Below are 21098 nucleotides of genomic sequence, written 5' to 3' on the forward strand. Positions count from 1 at the left end.
CGCGCTAGCCCTCGTCTGCCTGGATGAGGATCTCGATGCGGCGGTTGGCATCCGCCATCGGATCTTCCGGCACTTTCGGGCGGCGGTCGGCAAAGCCGCTGACCTGGCTGACGCGGTTCTCGTCGAGCCCGCCGCGGATCAGCATGTAATAGGCGCTCTGGGCACGCGCCGAGGAAAGCTGCCAGTTGTCGCCGTTGCCGCGGAACGGACGGGCGTCGGTATGGCCGCGGATCGCGATCGCACCCTTCCGCTCGGAGAGGATCTTGCCGATCTTCTCCATTGCGATCACCATGTCCCTGTTCGGCAGGGCCGATCCAACTGTGAACATCGCCGAATCCGACTGGTCCATCAGGCTGACGAGAAGGCCGCCTTCCGAAGGCGTCACCGTCAGGCCCTCGGCGAGCTTGCCGAGCGCGCCGATGTTCTGCGCGATTTCCTGCTGCAACTCCTTGGCATCGGCCTCCCTTGCGGCGTCGGCAGCGTCCGTGCCGGCCGCTTCGTCGGGGTTTTCAGCCGCATCGGCAGCGGCGACCTGCGCTGGCTTCGACACGTTTTCGCTGCCGGCGCTGGTCGCCTGGCTGATTTCCACCTGCTGGGTCCAGAAGTCCGGATCGAAGGGATCGCGATAGGCCTCGCCGCCGGCAGCGCCGGTCGCCGGTCCGGCATCGGAAGCGCCGCCGTCACCCCTGGCGCTGACATTGGCCTGCTGCCCGACTTCCTGGGCGATCTCGGAGAGGACGGAATAGGGGTTCTGGAAGAAATCGGCCTGTGAATACTGGCTTTCCTCGCCGGCGGTCGTGCTCTGCTGCCTGCCCTGTTCGGCGCCCTGGGACTGCGACAGCTTCTCGCCCTCGCTGTTCGACTTGTCTTGCGTGTCCTCACCCTCGGCCTGCTTGCCAGGCTTCTTGAGGGACTTGTCCGCCGGCTTGTCGTCGGTCAGCTTGATCGGATTGAAGTAGGAGGCGACCGAGGCCTTGGTCTCCTCGTTCGCCGCATTGATCAGCCACATGACGAGGAAGAACGCCATCATTGCGGTCATGAAGTCCGCATAGGCGATCTTCCAGGCGGAGTTGTGAGCTCCCTCGTCGTGATCGCTATGCCGCTTGACGATGATGATCTCGTTCTTGCCGTTGTGGTGATTTTCGCCTTCGCTCATGCCAGCACCCTGCGTACGGTATCAGCCCAGGCCGCCATCCGCGTCACCAGGACCGTGTCCCCGAACTCCGCCGCAAGATCGAGATCGTCCGCCTCCAGATGCTTGAGCACCATCGGGGCGCCTTCCTCGAATTGCAGCTTCAGTTGTTCAAACAGATTGGACGGCCCCTTGACCGTCACGACTATGCCGTCTCCTTCCGGAAGGCCGGCACGGATCATCGCCGCCAGGTTTTCGACTGCCTGTCGGGCGAGCACCTCGTCCAGCACCGGCGCCAGGACGTTTGCCGCCTGGCTCGCCACGCGATCGGCGAGCCAGGCGGTCATCGTCGTGAACCTCTCGGCGATCATCGCTGCCGCGTGCCGCTCGAGGTGATCGCGCAGCGCTTCGATTTCCGCCGCATGGGCCTTGCGCAGGTCTTCGACCTCCGCCAGATGGCGGGCGCCGAGTTCGGCTTCCGCCTCGGCGCGGCCGGCGGCGAATGCCTGCTCTCGCTCGGCCTCGACGTCGATCCGGGGTTCGGGCGCGGACAAATCGAACGCGGGCTCCTCGGAGAGACTTGCGGATCCGGCAAATGCCCCGTCATGCAGGAACGGCGACTGCGGCCGCCGCGGCTCGCTGAAATCCTTCAGGTATCTTGCAAGCTGCAGGCTCATCGCACTTCCTTCGACGCGCCCGTCAGCAGCACGGGCGAGGCGGCGCGCTTTTCGCAACCCGGCCCTGCCCCCTGCCCCGTTTCATTCCCACGCTTCCACACAGCCGCCATGTCTCCTTGGACTTCGCGCCGGCCGGATACGACTGCCGGCGCACAATCTTCCTGATTGCAGGTTGCGAAGCTAGACGGTCAAACTTGTGCGAGGATGAAGGGTCTGTCGGAAGGTCTTGGGCCGCGCCAGGGCAAGTCGCGCGGCCCAAGCATCCCGAAGCGCCGTTGACCTCGGCGCCCGGTCTGGATGCGTGCGATCGCCGGGACCGAAGAGGCCCCGAGACACGAGCCGCACGCGAGCTGCCTGCCTACTGCTGGAACAGCTGGAGAATGTTCTGCGAGTTGGTGTTGGCGATCGAGAGCGACTGGATGGCGAGTTGCTGCTGGGTCTGCAGCGCCTGCAGTCGTGTCGATTCCTCGTTCATGTCCGCGTCCACGAGACGTCCGACGCCGGTATCGATGGTGTCGATCAGCGTTGCTACGAAATCCTCCTGCATGTCGATGCGGCTCTGGATCGAGCCGAGGCTCGAGGCGGCGCTGGTCATGGCCTCGAGCTGGCCGTCGACGAACTGGGTCATCGCGTCGAGCGCGTCGACATCGTCATGCGGTCCCGGCGGGTCGGCAATGTCGAGCTGGGCTGCAACAGTGTCGAGGTCGGTGATGTCGAGAGTGACGACAGAGAAGCCGAGCGACGTCGCGCCGCTCGTCGCCAGCTTGTCGAGAATGCCGAGGTTGCCGCCGCTGGTGTCGAACAGCACGGTGTCCTCGTTGAGGGGATAGTCGACGGTGGTGACGCCGACGGTGCCCGAAGCATTGCGGATGAAGGAGGCCACGACCTGCTTTGTGACCGTCACCGGCGTCGGGGGAACGGCACCGTCGCTGATGTCCTCCTGCAGCCAGTTCTCGCCGGAGAACGAGGCCGATTCGGAGATGCTCTTCAGCTGGTCCTGGAGCTGGTTGATCTCTTCCTGGATCTTGGAGCGGTCGGCGCCGACGCCATAGGCCGCGACCAGCTTCGCCTTGATTTCCTGGACGACCTCGATGGCCTTGTCCATGGCCGCATAGGCGGTATCGACCTTGGCGGCGCCGAGGCCGAGCGCGTCCTGGACGGTCGAGAGCGCGCGGTTGTCGGAGCGCATCGTGGTCGCGATCGACCAGTAGGCGGCATTGTCGGCGGCGGTTTCCACCCGGAGGCCGGAGGAGACACGCGCCTGGGTGGTCTCCATGTTGCGGTCGATCGAACGGAGGGTTTGCAGCGCCGCCATGGCGGCCGCGTTGGTCAATATGCTGGCCATCGTCTATGCCCTGTCTCGGAGAGAGATTGCAGGCCGGAGTGGAAGCACCGGCAACGGTGGATCCGCGTCATGCGCGCTGTCGCCAACCGTTTGCCCTGGGCGACAGTCCATCATTCTTAACGAAGGCTTAACGGCCGAATGGTTAACAAAAGGTTAACAGCATCGGCACGCGGGTAAGCTTCGTTGAGAAAGCGTAAACATTCGACAATCGCGCAAGCCTGGCGCAAGGCATGCCCGGGGTCGCCCCGGTTCCGGCATGAGGGGAGCCCCGCGACACTTCCGGCCGCAACGGCAAAACCCGCGGCTCCTTTCGGAACCGCGGGTTTGTCCTTCAGCGCGGGACGAAGCCGCCCCCAGCCGGGGCGCCGCTTACTGACGGAAGAGCGACAGGATGTTCTCCGAATTGGAATTGGCGATCGAGAGCGACTGGATGCCGAGTTGCTGCTGCGTCTGCAGGGCGCTGAGGCGGGTCGATTCCTCGTTCATGTCGGCATCGACCAGGCGGCCGATGCCGCTGTCGATCGAATCAGACAGCTTCGAGACAAAGTCTTCCTGCAGATCGATTCGCATCGAGATGGAGCCGAGCGCGGCCGCGGCGCTGGTCATGGCCTGGAGGCCGTATTCCACCAGGGCCAACGCCTCCTGCATGGCGACAGCGACGTCGGTGAAGGCGGCGTCGCTGACATCGAGCGTTGCGACCGACTTGCCGGCAATCTGGGTGGCCGCTTCGCTCAGCGTGCCGTCATTGTCCCAGTCGACCACGCCATCGAGGTCTCCCGTTACCGTGCCGAGGATGCCCGTGGTGAGGCTGAGTGCGCCGGTAGCCGCGACACCGCCGAAAAGGAGCGTCATGGATCCGACTGTGGTTGCATCGAGCGTATAGTTTGTCGTCGTCACGGAAACGGTGCCGCCGGCGCTGCGAACGAAACCGGAGACGACCATGGATGCGAGTGGCGTGTTTTCAGTGTCGTCGCCGCCGGCAACCCAGTTCTCGCCACTGAAGGACGCAGCTTCGGCGATCGAGACGAGCTGCTCCTGCAACTGCTTGATTTCTTCCTGGATCTTGGCCCTGTCGACGCCCTGTTCCGTGGCAGCGACGACCTTCGCCTTGATCTCCTTGACCACCTCGATAGCGCTGTCCATGGCCGCATAGGCCGTGTCGACCTTGGCTCCGCCGAGACCGATCGCATCCTGAACCGCCGAAATCGCCATATTGTCTGAGCGCATCGTCGTGGCGATCGACCAGTAGGCGGCGTTGTCGGATGCTTCGGCGACGCGAAGGCCCGAGGAAACGCGCGACTGGGTTTCTTCCATGCTCGCGTTGAGCGAGCGCAGGGTTTGCAGGGCCGCCATGGCGGCGTTGTTCGTCAAAATGCTCGTCATTGGAAATTGCCCCTTCAGTGGCTGATTTTGAAAAGGGACATCCCGGGACTGCCGGGAACGACGGAATGGCCTGATGCCCGTTAACCGCTTCTTCGTCTTGGTTAACCCATCGTTTCGATGGCACCAGATAATGCGAACATGGTTAACGAAAGTTAAACAGACCTTACCGATCCTGGCGAGGCACCGGCGAACTTCCGGCTCGAGAATACGAAGAGCCGCGCCCCTTTCGAGGCGCGGCCTTCCGATGTTCGATGGTCGATCCGTATTCGGATTAACGGAAGAGCGACAGGATGTTTTCCGACGAGGAGTTGGCGATCGAGAGCGCCTGGATGCCGAGCTGCTGCTGCGTCTGCAGGGCACTGAGGCGGGTCGATTCCTCGTTCATGTCGGCGTCCACCAGGCGGCCGATGCCGCTGTCGATGGCGTCGGACAGCTTGCTGGCGAAGTCTTCCTGCAGGTCGATGCGCATGGAGATCGAACCAAGCTGCGAGGCAGCCTTGGTCATCGCCTGGATGCCGGCTTCCACGAGGGACAGGGCATCAGCCATGTCAGCATCAGTGTAGTCGGTGATGTCCATGTTGACGATTGTCGTCGCTGCATCCCAGTCTGCGGAGGCAGGCGTTACGCCAAGGTCAGCTGCGACCGAACCGAGGATGCCGCCTGCGCTGGCCGAGTAGTCGGCCGAGTCGATCGATCCGAACAGGACGTTCAAGTCGCCGCTTGCCGCCAGTTCATTGAGCGTATAGGTCGTCGAATTGGTCAGTACCGTACCGTCGGCGTTACGGATAAAGCCGGAAACGACGGTCTTGTCGGCAACGGCATCGGCATCGGTGCTGTCGAAGACCAGCCAGTTCTGGCCGTTGAAGGATGCGCCGGAAGCGACCGCGACCAGCTGCTGCTGCAGCTGCTTGATTTCTTCCTGAACCTTGGCCTTGTCGACGCCCTGTTCGGTGGCGGCTACGACCTTGGCCTTGATCTCCTTGACGACGTCGATGGAGCTTTCCATACCGGAATAAGCGGTATCGATCTTGGCGGCGCCGAGGCCGAGGGCGTCCTGGACGGCAGAGATCGCCATGTTGTCCGAACGCATGGTGGTCGCGATCGACCAGTAGGCGGCGTTGTCGGAAGCTTCGCCGACGCGCAGGCCGGACGATACGCGGCCCTGGGTTTCCTCCATGCTGGAATTGATCGAACGCAGCGTCTGGAGTGCGGACATGGCTGCGACGTTGGTGAGAATGCTCGTCATAATTGTTGCCCCTTAATGGCTGACTAGGAAGGGACATTCCGGTTCTACCGGCGAACGACGGTCAACGTCATGCTTGTTAACCCTTTATTATCCTTAGGGTTAACCCGTCGTTTCGATGGCCCTAGATAATCGCAGGATGGTTAAAGAAGGGCTAAGAACAACAGGAAAGATGAGGGCTGCATAAATTTTTTGCAACCTTTGCGCGCGCATGCGCGTGTCAGAACTTGCTTAAGAAAACGATAAAGCCGCACCCGTTTCCGGATGCGGCTTCCAGACGATCTGTGGCGGGGGTCAGCCTCCCCGGCATCGATCCATCGTTCCTTACACGGCCGGCACGGCGGCAAGTCACCGCCACGCCGGGGTAGAAGAAGCTGCTCCCGTTTCCGGGAGCCGCCATTGTCTTAGCGGAAGAGCGACAGGATGCTCTGCGAGTTGGAGTTGGCGATCGAGAGAGCCTGGATACCGAGCTGCTGCTGCGTCTGCAGAGCGGCAAGGCGGGTGGACTCTTCGTTCATGTCGGCGTCGACGAGACGGCCAACGCCCCGCTCGAGAGCGTCGCTCAGCTTGGCAGCGAAGTCTTCCTGCATGTCGATGCGCGAGGAGATCGAGCCGAACTGGGCGGCAGCAGCCGTCATGCCCTTCAGTGCAAGTTCGGTGGTGTCGAGCGCCGTCGTGAGAGCAGCGGCATCGGTCGTCGCGTCCAGATCGGCGAGGGCATAGAGATCGCCGAGGAGACCGCCGGTGCCTTCACCTTCGAACAGCACGTTCGTGGCAGAGAGCGTGATGTCGTTCGTGGTCACGACAACGGTACCGTCCGTGTTGCGAACAAAACCGGAAACGACGGTCTTGTCGGCTTCGGTCAGGTCGTTCATCAGCCAGTTTTCGCCGTTGAACGATGCGCCCTTTGCGATCGAGACGAGCTGTTCCTTCAGCTGGGTGATTTCTTCCTGGATCTTGGTCTTGTCGACGCCCTGTTCGGATGCGGCGACGTACTTGGCCTTGATTTCGGTGACGACGTCGATCGCGGCTTCGATGCCGGCGCTGGCAACGTCAACCTTGGCGGCGCCCATGCCGAGTGCGTCCTGCACGGCGGAAATGGCCTGGTTGTCCGAACGCATGGTCGTGGCGATCGACCAGTAGGCAGCGTTGTCCTTGGCGGCGCTGACGCGGTAGCCGGTCGAGATGCGGTCCTGCGTGTCGGCCAGGTTGTTGTTGATCGAACGCAGCGTCTGGAGAGCAGACATCGCGGAAGCGTTGGTCATGATGCTAGACATGAATTTTGTCCCTTATTACGAAATACATTGATGGGGACATACCGGGCTCGGAAATTCCTACCGGTTACTACAGATCGGCATCATGCCACTTGGTTTCTTTAAAAATAATCCCAAACCAAACCTGTTGCATGGCGACAAAATTAGGCGCCGTTTCTTGCCAGGTTCTTAATTTCAGCCCCACCGGCAGCACGCCGCAGAGTTGTGGTTAACAAACGGGAACGATTATACAAATATAAACCAACAGCATTAACCAAGACTACTTGGCGCCATTGATTCCATGGCGTTTTTCCGCGGAACAGCAAAAGCCCGCCTGCAGGTTGCAAGCGGGCATTAACCAAACAATCCGGGATGATGCTACTGGAACGAGCGGACCAGGCTGCCGACGAGCAGGTTCCAGCCGTCGATCAGGACGAAGAAGAGGATCTTGAAGGGAAGCGAGATCGAGGTGGGCGGCAGCATCATCATGCCCATCGCCATGGTGATCGTTGCGACGATCAGGTCGATGACGAGGAAGGGCAGCACGACGAGGAAGCCGATTTCGAATCCGCGGCGGATTTCCGAGATCATGAAGGCCGGGATCACGGCGCGCAGATCGACCTTGCCGTCCTCCAGCACCGTCTGGCCGCGCTCCTGGGCAAGCGTGATGAACAGTTGCATGTCCGCGTCGCGTGTGTTCGCGGTCATGAACTCGCGGAAAGGCTCGGCGACCCGCCGCGCCGCCTCGGCCTCGTCGATCTGGTTGGCGAGCAGCGGCTGGATGCCCATCTCCCAGGCGCGATCGAAGGTCGGCGCCATGACGTAGAAGGTCATGAACAGGGCAAGACTGACCAGGATCATGTTGGAGGGGGTCGTCGCGAGCCCCATGCCGGAGCGCAGGATCGCAAAGGCGATCACGAAGCGCGGGAAGCTCGTCACCATGATCAGAATGCCCGGCGCGACCGAAAGGACGGTCAGGAGCCCGAAGGTGCGGATGATCCAGGACGCGACCGATCCGTCGATCGGGGTGTTGAGCAACTGCGCCGGCGTCTGCTGGGCAAGCGCCACGCTGGTCATTGCCATCATGGCAACGAAGGTTGTCGTGAAAAATCGAATCATTCGATCACAAAAGTCCGGAACATGAGGTTGGTTACGCGTCCTTCCGAGCGCAGGTCAACCCGCTCTTTCAAGTCGTCCCGGAGATATTGAAACCCGCGCGGCCCCTGGATCTGCTGCAGCGACACGGTGCGCATATAGGCCATGATGTCCTGATGGATCTCTTCGGCGATAACGAGGTCCGGCTGGCCATTGAAGGCGAGCGCAATCTCCATGCGCACGAGGTTGTCTGCGGGATAGGCGAGATTGCTGGTGAAGGGCTCGAGCGCCACGATGCCGTTGGCTTCGGTGGCCAGGCGCGCAATTCCGCCCTCCTCCGACGAACCGGCCTGCGTGCCGGGTGCCGCAGCCGCTGCAGTGGGCTCCGCCGGCGGCGGGGCGAGCATGTTGCCCACCAGCCAGCCACCACCGCCGGCCACGACACTGAGGCCGGCGACGATCGCGATGGTCATGACGAGCGGCGACTTCTTCGTGCCTTCGTCGTCCGGGTCCTGGTTCGCCATGTCAGCATTCCGTCTCTATCTTTTGAAGGGGCCGATCAGATCGGCGAGAACAGGTCGACGAGCTGCTGGCCCCATGGCGGCTGCTGTACCTCGGTCAGGCGGCCACGGCCGCCATAGGAGATGCGGGCCTCGGCGATCTTGTCGTAGGAGATGCGGTTGTTCGAATCGACATCCTGCGGCCGGACGATGCCGGCGACGTTGAGGATGCGCAGTTCGTGGTTCACGCGCACTTCCTGCGAGCCGCTGATCAGCAGGTTGCCGTTCTCCAGGACGCTGGTGACGACGGCTGCGACGAGCAGGCTCAGCTTTTCGGACCGCTCGGTCTTGCCGTCACCCTTGGTGCTGGTGGATGAGCCGTAGGTCAGGTCGCCGTCGGTGCTGAGCGAAAAGTTGTCGCCGTCGCCGGCGACCGAGAAGTTCATCCCGCTCTTGTTCGTGCGGCTGCGATCGGTCTTGTTGTCGAAGGTCGCCTCGTCGTTCAGGCGAATCGTCACCGTCAGGAGGTCGCCGACATTGATGGCGCGCGAATCCTTGAACAGGTTCGACTGGGAATCGCTCCAGATGGAGAAACCGGACATCCGGGCGTGCGGCTGCTTCGGGTACATGGCCATCTGCGGCGTCTGCGAATACTGCAGGCCGCTGCCGATCGGGCTCATGGCCGGCGCCTGGCCGATTTCCTTCAGCGCCTGGTTGGCGCAGCCGGACAGGAGCGAGGTGGCCATCATGGCGAGGGCTAGCTTCTTCATGACGGGTCCTTGGAGGTATTCGGGTCGGATGCGGCAGCGATGATGCTGGCGAGCCGCGCGGCCTTGTCGGCCGTCATCTCACTCAGGATCAGGCCGGACATGCGCGGATTGAGTTTCATGACGATCGCCGAGGCGATCTCGGGATTGATCTTTTCGAGCTGGGCGGCGGCGGCATCCGCCGGCATCTTCTTGTAGATCTCGATCAGGCCGGCTTCCGCCACCTGGAGGAAATCGTTGCGGCGCTTCAGCCAGTCCTCGTATTCGGCACGACGCTCCTCGAGCGTGGCGATGCGGCTGTCCACGTCCTGCTGCAGCTTTTCCAGTTCCTGCTTCTGCAGCAGGTAACGCTGGTCACGCGCCTTGTCGGAGATGTTGGTGCAGAACTCGCGGACCTCGTCGGCCGTGGCCGCGCTGGTGACGATGACGGGCCGCTCCTCGGCCAGCGCGCCGGGAATGGCGAGCATGAGCGCGCCGGCTGCCGGCAGCAACAGGCTGCGCAGGTTCCGGAGGATGGGGAACTGTTCGATCCTGTTCGTCATTGCAGCACCAATTCTGCCTGGAGCGCACCGGCCGACTTGATCCCCTGCAGGATCGAGATGATCCCGTCAGGCTTCACGCCGATGCTGTTGAGCCCGGAGACAAGGGTCCGGAGATTCGAGCCGTTCAGGATGGCGACCGTACCGCCGTCCTGCTGGGCGACGATGTCGGTGTTCGGTTCCACCGCGGTCACGCCGTCGGAGAAGGGTGCCGGCTGGACGACCTGCGGCATCTCGGTGACCTGTACCGTCAGCGTGCCGTAGCTCACCGCAACCTGCGAGATGCGAACGTCCTGCCCGATCACGATGGTGCCGGTGCGCTCGTTGATGACGACGCGCGCAGGCACGTCCGTCTCGATCACCAGGTTCTCGACTTCCGCCATCAGGCGGGCGAGATCGGCGCGCTTCGGCTTCTGGACGTAGACGGACTGCGAATCACGGGCATCGGCAATACGGCCGCCGTAGCGGGTCGTGGCATAGCGGTTGATCGCATCGGCCATTCCGACGGCGGTAGAAAAATCAGGATTGCGCAGCTGCAGCACCAGATCGGAGGCGTCCTTGAAGCGGGCCGGCAGTTCGCGCTCGATGATCGCGCCGTTCGGCACGCGGCCGGCGGTGGTCACGCCCTGCTGGAGGGTGGCGGCCTCGCCTTGCACGTTGAAGCCGGTGACCACGACCGAGCCCTGCGCCACGGCATAGATCTGGCCGTCGGCGCCGGTAAGGGATGTCATGACGAGCGAGCCGCCACGCAGCGAGGTGGCGTCGCCGAGCGAGCCGATGGTCACGTCGACGCGGCTGCCGGGGCTTGCAAACGGCGGCAGCGTCGCCGTGACCAGCACGGCCGCCACGTTTCTCGCACGCGAGCGCTCACCCTGGGTATTGATGCCGAGGTTCTGCAGCATCGATTGCAGCGACTGCTCGGTGAACGGAGACGAGCGCAGGGTGTCGCCCGTGCCCTGCAGGCCGACGACGAGGCCGTAGCCGATCAACTGGTTGTCGCGGCCCGCCTGCAGCGACGCCACGTCCTTGATGCGCGCGGCCGAATGCGCCGGCGCGATCGACAGCGCCAGCCCGACGAGGGCGCCCAGGATACGGGTGAGGAACGCTCTTGTCATTTTGCCACCACGTGCACTGTCCGGTCCTCCATGACGGTGCCGGTCACGATCACGCCGGAATCGAGGTTGCGGACCTTGATGAGATCGCCGACCGCGGCATCGTCCAGCGGCGAGCCGGAAGCCGTGATCATCAGCGGGCCGTTCTGGAAGACCAGCCGGACCGCCTTGCCGCGCGAGACGGCGAAGGGCTCGCGCAGCGACGAGACGAGGATGATGCGCCCGGCCACGAGCGTCCGCCGCGTCACCAGGCCGTCGACGGCCTCGATCCGCTCGGCATAGCCGGGAGCGATGTTCGGGTTGGTGACTGCAACTTCCTCCAGCACGGTCGCATCGAGCTGTTCGCCGGGATAGATGGTGCGCTTGGGGATGACGGCGAAGCGTCCATCGGCCAGGGCGGGCACGGCCGGCACCGCCAGCGTTGCCCCGATGGCGATCGCGGCGAGAGCCAGGAACGCCCCGGCCCGGCCGGTGGCGCGCTTTCGTGCAGGGTTCTTTCTCGGGCGAAACATCATGTCTCCCTTCATCTCACGCCGCTAGCGGAGGTTCTGGCTGACGACCCGGGCCATCTCGTCCGCCGCCTGGATGATCTTCGAGTTCATTTCATAGGCGCGCTGGGCCGAGATCAGGTCGGTGATTTCCTTGACCGGATCGACGTTCGAGGCTTCCAGGTAGTTCTGCTGGATGTAGCCGACGCCCGCCTCGTCCGGGACGCCGATCGTCGCGTCGCCGGAGGCTTCCGTCTCGCGGAAGAGGTTCTCGCCGAGCGGCTCGAGGCCGGCCTCGTTGACGAAGGTCGCAAGCGTCAGCTGGCCGAGCTCCTGCTGCTCGCCGTCCACGGTGGCGAAGACCTGGCCGGAGCGGTTGACGGTGATCTCGGTGGCATCCTGCGGCACCACGATGCCCGGCGTCACGGCGTAGCCGTCGAGCGTCACGAGCTGGCCGTCGGCATTGGTGTTGAACGCGCCGGAGCGGGTGTAGAGGACCGTGCCGTCCGGCGCCTCGATCTGAAACCAGCCGCGGCCGACCAGAGCCAGGTCGAAAGAGTTGCCGGTCTGGGTGAGCTGGCCCTGCAGGTGCAGGTTTCTGACGGCGGCCGTCTTCACGCCGAGGCCGATGATGGCGCCTTCCGGCACGATCGCCTCGTTGCCGCGGTTCGGCACGCCCTGGGCGCGTTCGGTCTGGTAGAGCAGGTCCGAGAACTCGGCGCGGGCGCGCTTGTAGCCGGTCGTGTTGATGTTGGCGATGTTGTTCGCGATGACCTCGAGATTGGTCTGCTGCGCGTTCATGCCGGTGGCGGCGATTGCAAGAGCTTTCATGGCACGTTCCTTCAGATCTGCATCCGGGCGACTTCGAGATAGGCGGTGACCACCTTGTCGCGGATCGCGATCGCGGTCTGGAGCGTCTGCTCGGCGGACATGACCGCATCAACCACTTCGCGGGTGTTGGCCTTGCCCTGGATGCTCTCGAAGGACTTCGTCTCGCTCGCCCGCAGGCTGCCGACCGTTTCGGTCGCCATGTCGCCCAGGACCTGGGAGAAGCTCATGGGCTGGGCAGCGTTCACGGCAGCCGAGGGCTGCATGATGCTGGAGGAGGAGACGCTGTTCTCCGTCAGGGTGCCGGAGAGGGGCGAGGAAGAGGAGAGCGTCTTTACGCTCGTCAGCGATTCAATCATTGCGATGCCCTCAGGAGATCGATCGTCGCACTGATGAGGTCGCGCGACTGGCGGATGCTTTGCAGATTGGCCTCGTAGGACCGGTTGGCTTCCCGCATGTCGGCCATCTCGACCAGCATGTTGACGTTCGGGATCTTGACCATGCCCTTCTCGTCGGCGGCGGGATTGCCGGGATCGAACTCGGCGGAGAATTCGCTTTCGTCCTCGGCCAGCCGGTCGACTTCCACCAGCGAGGCGCCGACGCTGCGGTCGAGTTCGGCGACGAAGGTGATGGTCTTGCGCCGGTAGGGATCGGCGCCGGGCACGTCGCCGGTCGAACGGGCGTTGGCCAGGTTCTCCGAGACGATGCGGATACGGGTGGACTGCGCCTCCAGGCCGGAGGCTGCAACCTTCATCGATGCAATAAGCGGATCCATTTTCAAGTCCTGACAGTCATCAGCATCATGCGATGAAACGCCTTCACCAGGCCGGCGCTGAGCTCGTACTCGCGCTTGACCTGGCCCTGCTTCATCAGTTCTTCGGCGAGCCCGACGGAGTTGCCGGAAATCTGGATGCCGACGTCGTCGGTCGCTTCGACGTCGGCGATCTCGCTGGCCAGCGACCCTTCGGTGAAGTGCATCGGGCTGGTCGCGGCCATACGGATGCCGGTGTTCTCCAGTACCGACTGGAACGGCGTCACGTCCTTGGCCTTGTAGCCGGGCGTATTGGCGTTGGCGATGTTGCCGGCAACCACAGACTGGCGCACGGAGAGCCACTCTGCCTGCTTGGATGCCAGTTCGAAGAATTGGATTGGTTGCGTCACGGCGAACTCCACTTTGTTGTCCCGAACCTAGGGACCTAAACTTGCGTGGGACTTGCCGGATTTGCTGCGGTGCGCGACAGGCCGGATCATCAGGGAAAATGGCCCTTTCGACGCAGAAAAGCCGCCGGGCGAGCGGCGGCTTGTCGAAGGCCCGGACGGGCGCCTGGCGAATCAGTTGCGCTTGAAGACGTCGCCGTTGGAGGTGATGATCACCCATTCGCCGTCGCGCTGCTCGAGCGTGGCCAGCCGGCTGTTGTCGGGCAGGATCGACCCCACGCGCACGATGTACATGCCCGAGGCGTCCTCGATCAGCGCGCGACCGTTGGCGACGTGCATCAGGCGAAAGCCGGTCGGGGCAGGCAGCGGCTGTTCGAGCGATTCTGCCGGCGCGCCGGACCCGCTCTCGCGGCCGAGATTGGGCACGGTCGCGGTCCTGACCGGATCGAGCTCGCGCGGGGGGACCGCGTCGTCGTCATCCGTCATCGCCGCCGGGGAAACGCTCACGACCTCGCGGGCCGACGTTTCCGGCAGGTCGCGCCGGTCACCCTGCCAGAGCGGGGGAACGGAGAATTCCTGCGGATTGAGGAACACGTACCAGGGAAAGAAGGCCGCCATGGCCGCAAGGCTGATGCCGGCGGTGATGAGCAGCCGGTCGGCGATGCTCGTGACGTCCTGGTCGGGTCGCCGCAGCGGCGGCACTGCCTTGTCGGCGTCGAAATCGGTCATGGTCTATCCCCTTGCCCTCGCATTGCCGGCATTCGCCTGGTTGGCCGGCGCATTGCGCAGCGCCATCGCCAGGTCCGCGAAGGAATCGGCGGCGGGCTTCTCGCCCGGCGTCTGGCGCAACACGTCGTAGATGATGGGAACCTGCTTGATCGCCATGTCGAGGTCCGGATCGCTGCCGGCGCGATAGCCGCCGATCAGGCGCAGGTCGCGCGTCTCCTCGTAGCGGTGGACAAGCGACTTGAGCCGCGCCACCAGCTTCTCCTGATCGGCCGTCCAGGCCTTGCGGGCGAGACGGGAGATCGACGAGAGCGGATTGATCGGCGGGTAGCGCCCCTCGTCGGCAAGGCTGCGCTCCAGCACGATGTGACCGTCGAGAATGCCGCGGGTCGAATCGGCGATCGGGTCGTTATGGTTGTCGCCGTCGACGAGGATGGAGATGATCGCGGTGATCGTTCCCGTCCCCTCGGCTCCCGGCCCTGCCCGCTCGAGCAGCCGCGGCAGTTCCGTAAACACCGAAGCCGGGTAGCCGCGCGCGATCGGCGGTTCGCCGGAGGCGGTGGCGACTTCGCGGATCGCATGGGCGAAGCGGGTGACGCTGTCGATGATGAGGAGGACATTGTCGCCCTGGTCGCGGAAATGCTCGGCGATGGTGACCGCCGTCAGCGGCGCCATCTTGCGCAGCATCGGGCTTTCGTCGCTGGTTGCGACCACCGCCACCGATTTCGACAGGTTGTCGCCCAGCGTGTCCTCAATGAATTCGCGCACTTCGCGGCCACGTTCGCCCACCAGCGCGATCACTACCTTGTCGAATGCGTCCGCGCGGGCGAGCATCGACAGGAGCGTCGACTTGCCAACGCCGGAGCCGGCGAAGATGCCGAGACGCTGGCCGAGGCAGAGGGGCGCGAAGATATCGATCGCGCGGACGCCGGTGGCAAAGCCTTTCTCGACGCGGCTGCGCGTCATCGACGGCGGGGCGGTGTTGGAGATCGAGCGGCGGACATCGCCTTGCGGCAGGGCGCCCCGTCCGTCGATCGGTTCGCCGAGCGCATTGATGGTGCGGCCGCACCATGCCGCCGCCGGCGCGACGCGGAAGGCGCCCTTGCGGATCACCGTGTCGTGGATGCCGATCGGTTCCCCCGGCTCGATCGGGCACACGACGACGCTGTCGGGCTCGACCCGCACGACCTCGCCAAGATGGATGCCGGTGGGGCTGCGGTGGGCGACGAACTCGCCGAGCCTGACGTGACGCGACAGGCCGGTGACGGTGTAGTTGCCGGCCGCGATCGTCTGCACGTGGCCGCCATGAGCGACCGAGAACTCCGGGTTGGAGTAGCGTTTCACAAGTCCAGCCAGCGCACTGAGCTTGCGTGCACCGTCGCTGGCCGGCTGATCGCTCGTGGTCGTATCCGTCATCATCATGCTTTGTTACTGGCTGCCGCCGAAGGTCTTGATGGCGCTGTCGATCGAGGATTCGCTCTGCTGCAGCAGCGCGTTGATGCTCTCGAAGGCGCGGGTCACGGTGATGAGCTGCGTCATCTCGGCGATCGCGTTGACGTTGGATTCCTCGACATATCCTTGCGCCACACCGGCATCGATCCGGTCGACGACCGGCTCGGGCGCGAGTGCGGGGATGACGCCGCTGTTGCCGGCGCGCACGAAGCCGGCGGAGAGATCCGCTTCGAACAGCCCGAGCGCTGCAATCGGCACGCCGTTCTGGTTCAACTGGCCGTCGGCACTGATCTTCACCGGACCGGCATTGCCGTCGATCTGGATCGGCGCACCGCCGGCGTCGAGCACCGGATAGCCGTTGAGCGTGACGAGATCGCCGTTCTCGGTCAGGGTGAAGCGACCGTCGCGCGTCAGTGTCTGCCCGGCCGGGGTCTCGACGGCAAACCAGGCATCGCCGCGGATGGCGAAATCGAGCATCCCGTTGGTTTCCGTCATGCCGCCGTGGCGTGTCGACAGGTATTCGTTGCCCTGGTCCACGAAGGCGACCTTGGCCTTGCCGTTGTCGGCGACGACGTCGTTGAACTTGATCTCGGTCGCGCGGAAGCCGACGGTATTGGCGTTGGCGACGTTGTCGGCGAGCGTGGTCATGCGGCGATCGAGTGCGATCTGGGACGAAAGCGAGACGTAAAGCCCGGTTTCCATTAGCGGCCTCCGAGTTTGAGATTGGCGATGGAGATGAGGAGATCGGTGGAAATCCCGATCAGGCCACCCGTCTGGAAAGCGGACAGCTGGCCACCCGGCGTGGAAGGATGGTCGATCTCCCACAGGGCGGTGAAACGTTCGAGAAGGGTGCCGACCTTCGCCGGATCCTGGAAATCGGCAAGGTCGAGGACGTCTTCATAATAGGCGGACTGGCGGTCGACGTCGGTCGCCATGAATGCGTCGGGCAGTTGCAGGACCGTGCGGATGACCTGGGAGAGCGCCGCATCGGCGATGATCGAATAGCCGCTGGTGATCGCAGGCGCCATGCGTTCGAAATAGAGGGCGAGCCGCACGCCGGAATTCTCGCTGCCCGCGTTCATCTCCAGGGTCTGGCGGTTGTACTTCTCCACGACGCCCTTCTGGGCGCGGTCGAAGCTCGTGGCCGTCTCGCCATGGCGGGCGAAGTTCAGCGAGACCACCAGGTCCTTGTAGCGGCTGTCGGAAAGCTTGTTGGCGAAGGCGTCGTCGGCGTCGGTGCCCTCAGCCAGGACCTTGCGGATGAAGGCCTTGGCATAGGCCATGTCCTCGAGGCCGTGCGCCTTCATCGCATAGTTGTACAGGCGGCTGTCGGCAAAGAACTCGTCGATCGTCTTGATGGAGCCGATCCTGTCCAGATAGTAGGCGCTCTCGCGCTTGACGTCCGGCTGCTCGGCGACGCGCTCCAGCGACGTCGACAGATCGGCGGTGATCAGTTTGTAGCTGGTATAGGTCGTGGTCACGATGCGGCCGCGCTTTCCGGTGTTGCGGGGCACGGTGCCCCTCTCGCGAGACAACCTGCGCCACTTTGCTTGCGCGAACCTGTAAGAGCGACCTGTACTCAGTATTTGCTGCCGCCGATCTTAACGAAGTGGAAGGTACAGCCTCACACAAGGCTGGACGCCTATTCAGGTCTCGTCAGAAATATGTCGAGGCGTGTGGGCTAGCAATGAACATCATCATCGGTCTGATCGTAACTTTCGGTTGTGTCCTTGGCGGCTACATGGCCATGGGCGGGCATCTCGAAGTCCTCGCCCAGCCGTTCGAGCTCGTCATCATCGGCGGCGCCGGCATCGGGGGCTTCATCGTGGCGAACACCATGAAGGTCGTGAAGGATACCGGCAAGGCGCTCGGCGAGGCCTTCAAGCACAAGGTTCCCAAGGAGCGGCACTATCTCGATACGCTCGGCGTGCTCTACAGCCTGATGCGGGACCTGCGCACCAAGTCGCGCAACGAGATCGAAGCCCATATCGACAATCCGGACGATTCCTCGATCTTCCAGGCCGCGCCCACGGTGCTGCAGAACAAGGAGCTCACCGCCTTCATCTGCGACTACGTGCGCCTCATCATCATCGGCAACGCCCGCGCCCACGAGATCGAGGCGCTGATGGACGAGGAAATCCAGACCATCACCCACGACAAGATGAAGCCCTACCACGCGCTCAGCACGATGGGCGACGCCTTCCCGGCCATCGGCATCGTGGCGGCCGTGCTCGGCGTCATCAAGGCGATGGGCGCAATCAACGAATCGCCCGAGATCCTCGGCGGCAAGATCGCCGCCGCCCTCGTCGGCACCCTTCTCGGCGTGTTCCTTTCCTATTCGATCGTGTCGCCGGTCATTGCCAACATCAAGTCGGTGCGCACCAAGCAGAACCGGCTCTACGTCATCGTCAAGCAGACGCTGCTTGCCTACATGAACGGCTCCGTGCCGCAGGTCGCGCTGGAATACGGCCGCAAGACGATCTCCGCCTACGAGCGTCCCTCGATCGACGCAGTCGAGCAGGAAATGATGAACCCCGGCGGCAGCAACGACGCAAGGGCGGCCTAAATGAGCGGGAACAAGATGACAGCCTCAGCAAAGTCGAAACAGGACCCGATCGTTCTCGCCCGCCTTACCGGCCAGCTGGGCGACCGCGAGACCATCTCCCGGCGCTGCGCAGCACTCGGGGAGGTCTTCTCGGAGTTCCTGCCCGACGTCTTCGAAAGCGAACTCGGCTTCGACGTGGCCGTGACCTATGCCGGATACGAGATCGGTCGCTTCGGCCAGCTGGTCTCGGGGCTCGGCGGGGCGATGGCGCTGTCGGACTGCTCGCTTCGCAACTGGAGCGACCACTACGCCGTTATCTGCGACAGCCCCTTCATCATCACCCTGATCGAGAACATGCTGGGCGCGTCCCGCGATTCGATCGAGGAGCCGGAACCCCGCACACTGTCGCCGATCGAGCTCGACATCGCCGCCATGGTGTTCGACAGGATCAGCGGCGTGCTCAAGACCGCCATAGGCGACCATAACGGCTACGAGCCGATCATCGGCCCCGCCTACAACGTGGAAGGCCGGAAGGCGCCGGCCGACGGCTCGGAAGAGACCTTTGCCGCCACGGTGAAGATGTCCGTCGGGATCGGCCCGGTGCTGTCGAGCTTCTTCGTGGTCGTTCCGCAAAGCGCGCTGCTGAAATCGACGATCGCCCCGCCGAGGGCGGCGAATTCGGCCAGGACGCGCAAGGAGTGGAGCGAGCAGCTGAGCGAGCAGGTCCGCCGCTCGAAGGTCACCCTCCAGGCGCGCATCAAGCTCGAGAGCCAGACGCTCGACACGATCAGCCGCCTGCAGGCGGGCGACATCATTCCCTTCCACGATGCCGCCGACGTCCGCGTCGACGTCAGCGCAAACGGAAACAAGCTCTACGTCTGCGAGTTCGGGCGTTCGGGCGCGCGCTACACGGTTCGCGTGAAGGACACCTACGGCTCGGAAGACGAGCTGCTGCAGCACATCGTCGGATAGGATCAGGCCCGGCAGCACGCCTCGGGCAAGTTTCAAATGGAATAGTGATCACATGGCACCGAAAAAAGCACCTCTTGCAGACGATCTCGCCTCGCCCGTCACCGCAAACGACGCCGAGCTCGAACAGGCAATCGACGACCTCCGCGGCGTCCTGCAGCAGGATGCGTCAAGCGCTCCCGCCACGGACTTCGGCATGGACTTCCCCACCGGCGACAGCGGCGACGCCCTTGCGGCATTCGGCGGCGACTTTGGCTCCGATACGGCCGCAGCAGGCTTCGGCGGAGACTTCGGCAGCACCGACACGACAGCCTTCGGCGATGCCGGGTTCGGCAGCGCCGACCTTGGCGGAGAGGACTTCGGCGGCACCGGCCTCGGCGAGATGCCTGCGCGTCCGGGAAGCGCCATGGAGGCCAATCTCGGCCTCATCATGGACATCCCGATCGACCTGCAGATCGTCCTTGGAACCTCGCAGATGCTGGTCTCCGGACTGATGGGCCTGACGGAGGGCGCCACGATCGCGCTCGACCGGCGCATCGGCGAGCCGGTCGACGTGATGGTCAACGGCCGGGTGATCGGCCGCGGCGAAATTACCGTGCTCGAGAACGACGACACCCGTTTCGGGGTCAAGCTCATCGAGGTCAAGAGCACATCCCACAACTGAAATGAGCTGATACCGGTGAAAGGTTTCAGGAGGCATCCATGATGGATTTCGACAATTTCGGCAGCACTGCAGTCGGTGCGCCGCTCAAGCCCGTCGACAAGGCAGCCGCCGTTCTTCTGGCGATGGGCAAGCCGGTGGCCGGCAAGCTCCTGAAGTTCTTCACTCAGGGCGAGCTGCAGGGCATCATCGCCGCGGCGCAGAACCTTCGCCCCATTCCCCCGCAGGAACTGCTCGAACTCGTCAACGAGTTCGAGGACCTCTTCACCGAGGGCGCGGGCCTGATGGACAACGCGAAGATGATGGAAGGGATCCTCGAAGAGGGGCTGACGCCGGACGAGGTGGACGGCCTGCTCGGCCGCCGCACCGCCTTCCAAGCCTACGAGACCACCATCTGGGATCGCCTGCAGGACGCGGACGCGATCTTCATCAGCCAGTTCCTGCTGAAGGAACATCCGCAGACCATCTCCTACATCCTGTCGATGATGCCTTCGGCCTTCGGCGCCAAGGTGCTGCTCGAGGTGCCGGAAGAGCGCCGCGCCGACATCATCAACCGTACCGTCAACCTGAAGGACGTCAGCCCGAAGGCGGCCGCGATCATCGAGGGGCGCGTGCGGGAGATGATGGACGCCTTCGAGGCGGAACGGAACTCGCCCGGCTCGAACAAGGTCGCCGAGATGATGAACGAGATGGAGAAGAACCAGGTCGACGAGCTGCTGGCCTCGCTGGAGACGATCAGCACCGCCTCGGTCCGGAAGGTCCGGCCGAAGATCTTCCTGTTCGAAGACCTGCTCATCATGCCGCAGAAGAGCCGCGTATCGCTGTTCAACGACGTTGCCGGCGACATCATCACCGCCGCGCTCCGCGGAACGTCGATGGACCTGCGCGAGGCCGTGCTGTCGTCGATCGGCGCGCGCCAGCGTCGCATGATCGAATCGGATCTCGCAGCTGGCGACGTGGGCAATCCGCGCGAGGTGGCGATCGCCAGGCGCTCGATCACCCAGGAGGCGATCAGGCTGGCGGCCGCCGGACAGATTCAGTTGAAAGAGAAGGACGAGGCCGCGGCCGCCGCCTGAGCCGGCTTGACTCGCCCCTTTCAAAGACCGACCGTTCCGGGGACCCGAATCTGAAAAGGCTCGGGTCCCTTTTTATGTGTCGGTAGAGCGGGCCACGGGTCGACGGGCCTGCCGCCCCCTTGCCGCAGAGCGCATTCCGGAAGGACCTT

General features: G+C 63.8%; 24 protein-coding genes. 4 read left to right on the forward strand and 20 right to left on the reverse strand.

From position 1 onward, the window contains the following. Positions 1–4 precede the first annotated feature (4 nt). The 20 genes from LQK81_RS15270 to LQK81_RS15365 all read right to left on the reverse strand — a co-directional run bounded on the left by LQK81_RS15270 (position 5) and on the right by LQK81_RS15365 (position 17179). Positions 5–1156: a flagellar motor protein MotB gene (locus LQK81_RS15270; protein WP_230807227.1), complete on the reverse strand. Its 1152-nt coding sequence runs from the start codon at positions 1154–1156 to the stop codon at positions 5–7. Continuing rightward, entirely contained in the window at positions 1153–1809 is a 657-nt protein-coding gene (locus LQK81_RS15275) for a hypothetical protein (protein ID WP_230807228.1), read from the reverse strand. The genes LQK81_RS15270 and LQK81_RS15275 overlap by 4 nt, the downstream gene beginning before the upstream one ends. A gap of 358 nt (positions 1810–2167) precedes the next feature. Then, complete coding sequence (locus LQK81_RS15280) at positions 2168–3154, reverse strand: flagellin N-terminal helical domain-containing protein (protein WP_230807229.1); 987 nt, start codon at positions 3152–3154, stop codon at positions 2168–2170. Positions 3155–3523: 369 nt separating this feature from the next. Continuing rightward, the gene (locus LQK81_RS15285; RefSeq protein WP_230807230.1) at positions 3524–4537 is read right to left on the reverse strand and encodes a flagellin N-terminal helical domain-containing protein; all 1014 of its coding nucleotides are present in this window, start codon (positions 4535–4537) and stop codon (positions 3524–3526) included. Positions 4538–4808: 271 nt separating this feature from the next. Then, on the reverse strand, positions 4809–5783 hold the full coding sequence (locus tag LQK81_RS15290) for a flagellin N-terminal helical domain-containing protein (RefSeq protein WP_230807231.1): 975 nt from the start codon (positions 5781–5783) through the stop codon (positions 4809–4811). A gap of 401 nt (positions 5784–6184) precedes the next feature. Continuing rightward, positions 6185–7057: a flagellin N-terminal helical domain-containing protein gene (locus tag LQK81_RS15295; protein ID WP_230807232.1), complete on the reverse strand. Its 873-nt coding sequence runs from the start codon at positions 7055–7057 to the stop codon at positions 6185–6187. A gap of 354 nt (positions 7058–7411) precedes the next feature. Next, entirely contained in the window at positions 7412–8152 is a 741-nt protein-coding gene (fliP, locus tag LQK81_RS15300; RefSeq protein ID WP_230807233.1) for a flagellar type III secretion system pore protein FliP, read from the reverse strand. Further along, the gene (locus tag LQK81_RS15305; RefSeq protein ID WP_230807234.1) at positions 8149–8652 is read right to left on the reverse strand and encodes a flagellar basal body-associated FliL family protein; all 504 of its coding nucleotides are present in this window, start codon (positions 8650–8652) and stop codon (positions 8149–8151) included. The genes fliP and LQK81_RS15305 overlap by 4 nt, the downstream gene beginning before the upstream one ends. Positions 8653–8687: 35 nt before the next feature. Then, positions 8688–9398 (reverse strand): flagellar basal body L-ring protein FlgH, encoded by a 711-nt coding sequence (flgH, locus tag LQK81_RS15310; protein ID WP_230807235.1) that lies wholly within the window; start codon positions 9396–9398, stop codon positions 8688–8690. Beyond that, positions 9395–9937: a MotE family protein gene (locus LQK81_RS15315; protein WP_230807236.1), complete on the reverse strand. Its 543-nt coding sequence runs from the start codon at positions 9935–9937 to the stop codon at positions 9395–9397. Before LQK81_RS15315 ends, flgH begins: the two co-directional genes overlap by 4 nt. Then, on the reverse strand, positions 9934–11049 hold the full coding sequence (locus LQK81_RS15320) for a flagellar basal body P-ring protein FlgI (protein ID WP_230807237.1): 1116 nt from the start codon (positions 11047–11049) through the stop codon (positions 9934–9936). The genes LQK81_RS15315 and LQK81_RS15320 overlap by 4 nt, the downstream gene beginning before the upstream one ends. Further along, entirely contained in the window at positions 11046–11561 is a 516-nt protein-coding gene (flgA, locus tag LQK81_RS15325; RefSeq protein WP_230807238.1) for a flagellar basal body P-ring formation chaperone FlgA, read from the reverse strand. The genes LQK81_RS15320 and flgA overlap by 4 nt, the downstream gene beginning before the upstream one ends. 21 nt (positions 11562–11582) lie before the next feature. Continuing rightward, on the reverse strand, positions 11583–12365 hold the full coding sequence (gene flgG / locus LQK81_RS15330; protein ID WP_230807239.1) for a flagellar basal-body rod protein FlgG: 783 nt from the start codon (positions 12363–12365) through the stop codon (positions 11583–11585). A gap of 11 nt (positions 12366–12376) precedes the next feature. After that, positions 12377–12721, reverse strand: a complete 345-nt coding sequence (locus LQK81_RS15335; protein ID WP_230807240.1) for a flagellar hook-basal body complex protein FliE — start codon at positions 12719–12721, stop codon at positions 12377–12379. Further along, a complete protein-coding gene (gene flgC / locus LQK81_RS15340) occupies positions 12718–13137 on the reverse strand; it encodes a flagellar basal body rod protein FlgC (RefSeq protein ID WP_230807241.1) in 420 nt (139 codons plus the stop codon). The genes LQK81_RS15335 and flgC overlap by 4 nt, the downstream gene beginning before the upstream one ends. Before the next feature lie 2 nt (positions 13138–13139). Beyond that, complete coding sequence (gene flgB, locus LQK81_RS15345) at positions 13140–13523, reverse strand: flagellar basal body rod protein FlgB (RefSeq protein ID WP_230807242.1); 384 nt, start codon at positions 13521–13523, stop codon at positions 13140–13142. Between the two features lie 171 nt (positions 13524–13694). Further along, positions 13695–14249, reverse strand: a complete 555-nt coding sequence (locus tag LQK81_RS15350) for a flagellar protein (RefSeq protein WP_230807243.1) — start codon at positions 14247–14249, stop codon at positions 13695–13697. A 3-nt stretch (positions 14250–14252) separates the two neighbouring features. Further along, positions 14253–15662, reverse strand: a complete 1410-nt coding sequence (gene fliI, locus LQK81_RS15355) for a flagellar protein export ATPase FliI (protein WP_230807466.1) — start codon at positions 15660–15662, stop codon at positions 14253–14255. A 12-nt stretch (positions 15663–15674) separates the two neighbouring features. After that, the gene (gene flgF / locus LQK81_RS15360) at positions 15675–16400 is read right to left on the reverse strand and encodes a flagellar basal-body rod protein FlgF (RefSeq protein ID WP_230807244.1); all 726 of its coding nucleotides are present in this window, start codon (positions 16398–16400) and stop codon (positions 15675–15677) included. Continuing rightward, complete coding sequence (locus LQK81_RS15365; RefSeq protein ID WP_230807467.1) at positions 16400–17179, reverse strand: DUF1217 domain-containing protein; 780 nt, start codon at positions 17177–17179, stop codon at positions 16400–16402. The genes flgF and LQK81_RS15365 overlap by 1 nt, the downstream gene beginning before the upstream one ends. 206 nt (positions 17180–17385) lie before the next feature. On the opposite strand from LQK81_RS15365, the gene motA reads away from it, so the two are divergent. From motA to fliG, 4 genes are read left to right on the forward strand one after another with little or no spacing between them, the layout of a single operon-like run. After that, the gene (gene motA / locus LQK81_RS15370) at positions 17386–18264 is read left to right on the forward strand and encodes a flagellar motor stator protein MotA (RefSeq protein ID WP_230807245.1); all 879 of its coding nucleotides are present in this window, start codon (positions 17386–17388) and stop codon (positions 18262–18264) included. A gap of 15 nt (positions 18265–18279) precedes the next feature. Next, the gene (locus LQK81_RS15375) at positions 18280–19215 is read left to right on the forward strand and encodes a FliM/FliN family flagellar motor switch protein (protein WP_230807246.1); all 936 of its coding nucleotides are present in this window, start codon (positions 18280–18282) and stop codon (positions 19213–19215) included. Positions 19216–19267: 52 nt separating this feature from the next. Continuing rightward, a complete protein-coding gene (fliN, locus tag LQK81_RS15380) occupies positions 19268–19876 on the forward strand; it encodes a flagellar motor switch protein FliN (protein WP_230807247.1) in 609 nt (202 codons plus the stop codon). 38 nt (positions 19877–19914) lie between these two features. Further along, positions 19915–20949 carry a flagellar motor switch protein FliG gene (gene fliG / locus LQK81_RS15385; RefSeq protein WP_230807248.1) on the forward strand — a complete coding sequence of 345 codons (1035 nt, stop codon included), beginning with the start codon at positions 19915–19917 and terminating at the stop codon, positions 20947–20949. Positions 20950–21098 lie beyond the last annotated feature (149 nt).

It is taken from the genome of Rhizobium sp. GN54 (assembly GCF_021026345.1).
GTDB lineage: Bacteria > Pseudomonadota > Alphaproteobacteria > Rhizobiales > Rhizobiaceae > Mycoplana.

Bases quoted from the DNA above. Each gene is read 5' to 3' on its own strand.
- LQK81_RS15270 (WP_230807227.1), bottom strand. From the start codon at position 1,156: ATGAGCGAAGGCGAAAATCACCACAACGGCAAGAACGAGATCATCATC.
- LQK81_RS15275 (WP_230807228.1), bottom strand. From the start codon at position 1,809: ATGAGCCTGCAGCTTGCAAGATACCTGAAGGATTTCAGCGAGCCGCGG.
- LQK81_RS15280 (WP_230807229.1), bottom strand. From the start codon at position 3,154: ATGGCCAGCATATTGACCAACGCGGCCGCCATGGCGGCGCTGCAAACC.
- LQK81_RS15285 (WP_230807230.1), bottom strand. From the start codon at position 4,537: ATGACGAGCATTTTGACGAACAACGCCGCCATGGCGGCCCTGCAAACC.
- LQK81_RS15290 (WP_230807231.1), bottom strand. From the start codon at position 5,783: ATGACGAGCATTCTCACCAACGTCGCAGCCATGTCCGCACTCCAGACG.
- LQK81_RS15295 (WP_230807232.1), bottom strand. From the start codon at position 7,057: ATGTCTAGCATCATGACCAACGCTTCCGCGATGTCTGCTCTCCAGACG.
- fliP (WP_230807233.1), bottom strand. From the start codon at position 8,152: ATGATTCGATTTTTCACGACAACCTTCGTTGCCATGATGGCAATGACC.
- LQK81_RS15305 (WP_230807234.1), bottom strand. From the start codon at position 8,652: ATGGCGAACCAGGACCCGGACGACGAAGGCACGAAGAAGTCGCCGCTC.
- flgH (WP_230807235.1), bottom strand. From the start codon at position 9,398: ATGAAGAAGCTAGCCCTCGCCATGATGGCCACCTCGCTCCTGTCCGGC.
- LQK81_RS15315 (WP_230807236.1), bottom strand. From the start codon at position 9,937: ATGACGAACAGGATCGAACAGTTCCCCATCCTCCGGAACCTGCGCAGC.
- LQK81_RS15320 (WP_230807237.1), bottom strand. From the start codon at position 11,049: ATGACAAGAGCGTTCCTCACCCGTATCCTGGGCGCCCTCGTCGGGCTG.
- flgA (WP_230807238.1), bottom strand. From the start codon at position 11,561: ATGATGTTTCGCCCGAGAAAGAACCCTGCACGAAAGCGCGCCACCGGC.
- flgG (WP_230807239.1), bottom strand. From the start codon at position 12,365: ATGAAAGCTCTTGCAATCGCCGCCACCGGCATGAACGCGCAGCAGACC.
- LQK81_RS15335 (WP_230807240.1), bottom strand. From the start codon at position 12,721: ATGATTGAATCGCTGACGAGCGTAAAGACGCTCTCCTCTTCCTCGCCC.
- flgC (WP_230807241.1), bottom strand. From the start codon at position 13,137: ATGGATCCGCTTATTGCATCGATGAAGGTTGCAGCCTCCGGCCTGGAG.
- LQK81_RS15350 (WP_230807243.1), bottom strand. From the start codon at position 14,249: ATGACCGATTTCGACGCCGACAAGGCAGTGCCGCCGCTGCGGCGACCC.
- fliI (WP_230807466.1), bottom strand. From the start codon at position 15,662: ATGACGGATACGACCACGAGCGATCAGCCGGCCAGCGACGGTGCACGC.
- flgF (WP_230807244.1), bottom strand. From the start codon at position 16,400: ATGGAAACCGGGCTTTACGTCTCGCTTTCGTCCCAGATCGCACTCGAT.
- motA (WP_230807245.1), top strand. From the start codon at position 17,386: ATGAACATCATCATCGGTCTGATCGTAACTTTCGGTTGTGTCCTTGGC.
- LQK81_RS15375 (WP_230807246.1), top strand. From the start codon at position 18,280: ATGACAGCCTCAGCAAAGTCGAAACAGGACCCGATCGTTCTCGCCCGC.
- fliN (WP_230807247.1), top strand. From the start codon at position 19,268: ATGGCACCGAAAAAAGCACCTCTTGCAGACGATCTCGCCTCGCCCGTC.
- fliG (WP_230807248.1), top strand. From the start codon at position 19,915: ATGATGGATTTCGACAATTTCGGCAGCACTGCAGTCGGTGCGCCGCTC.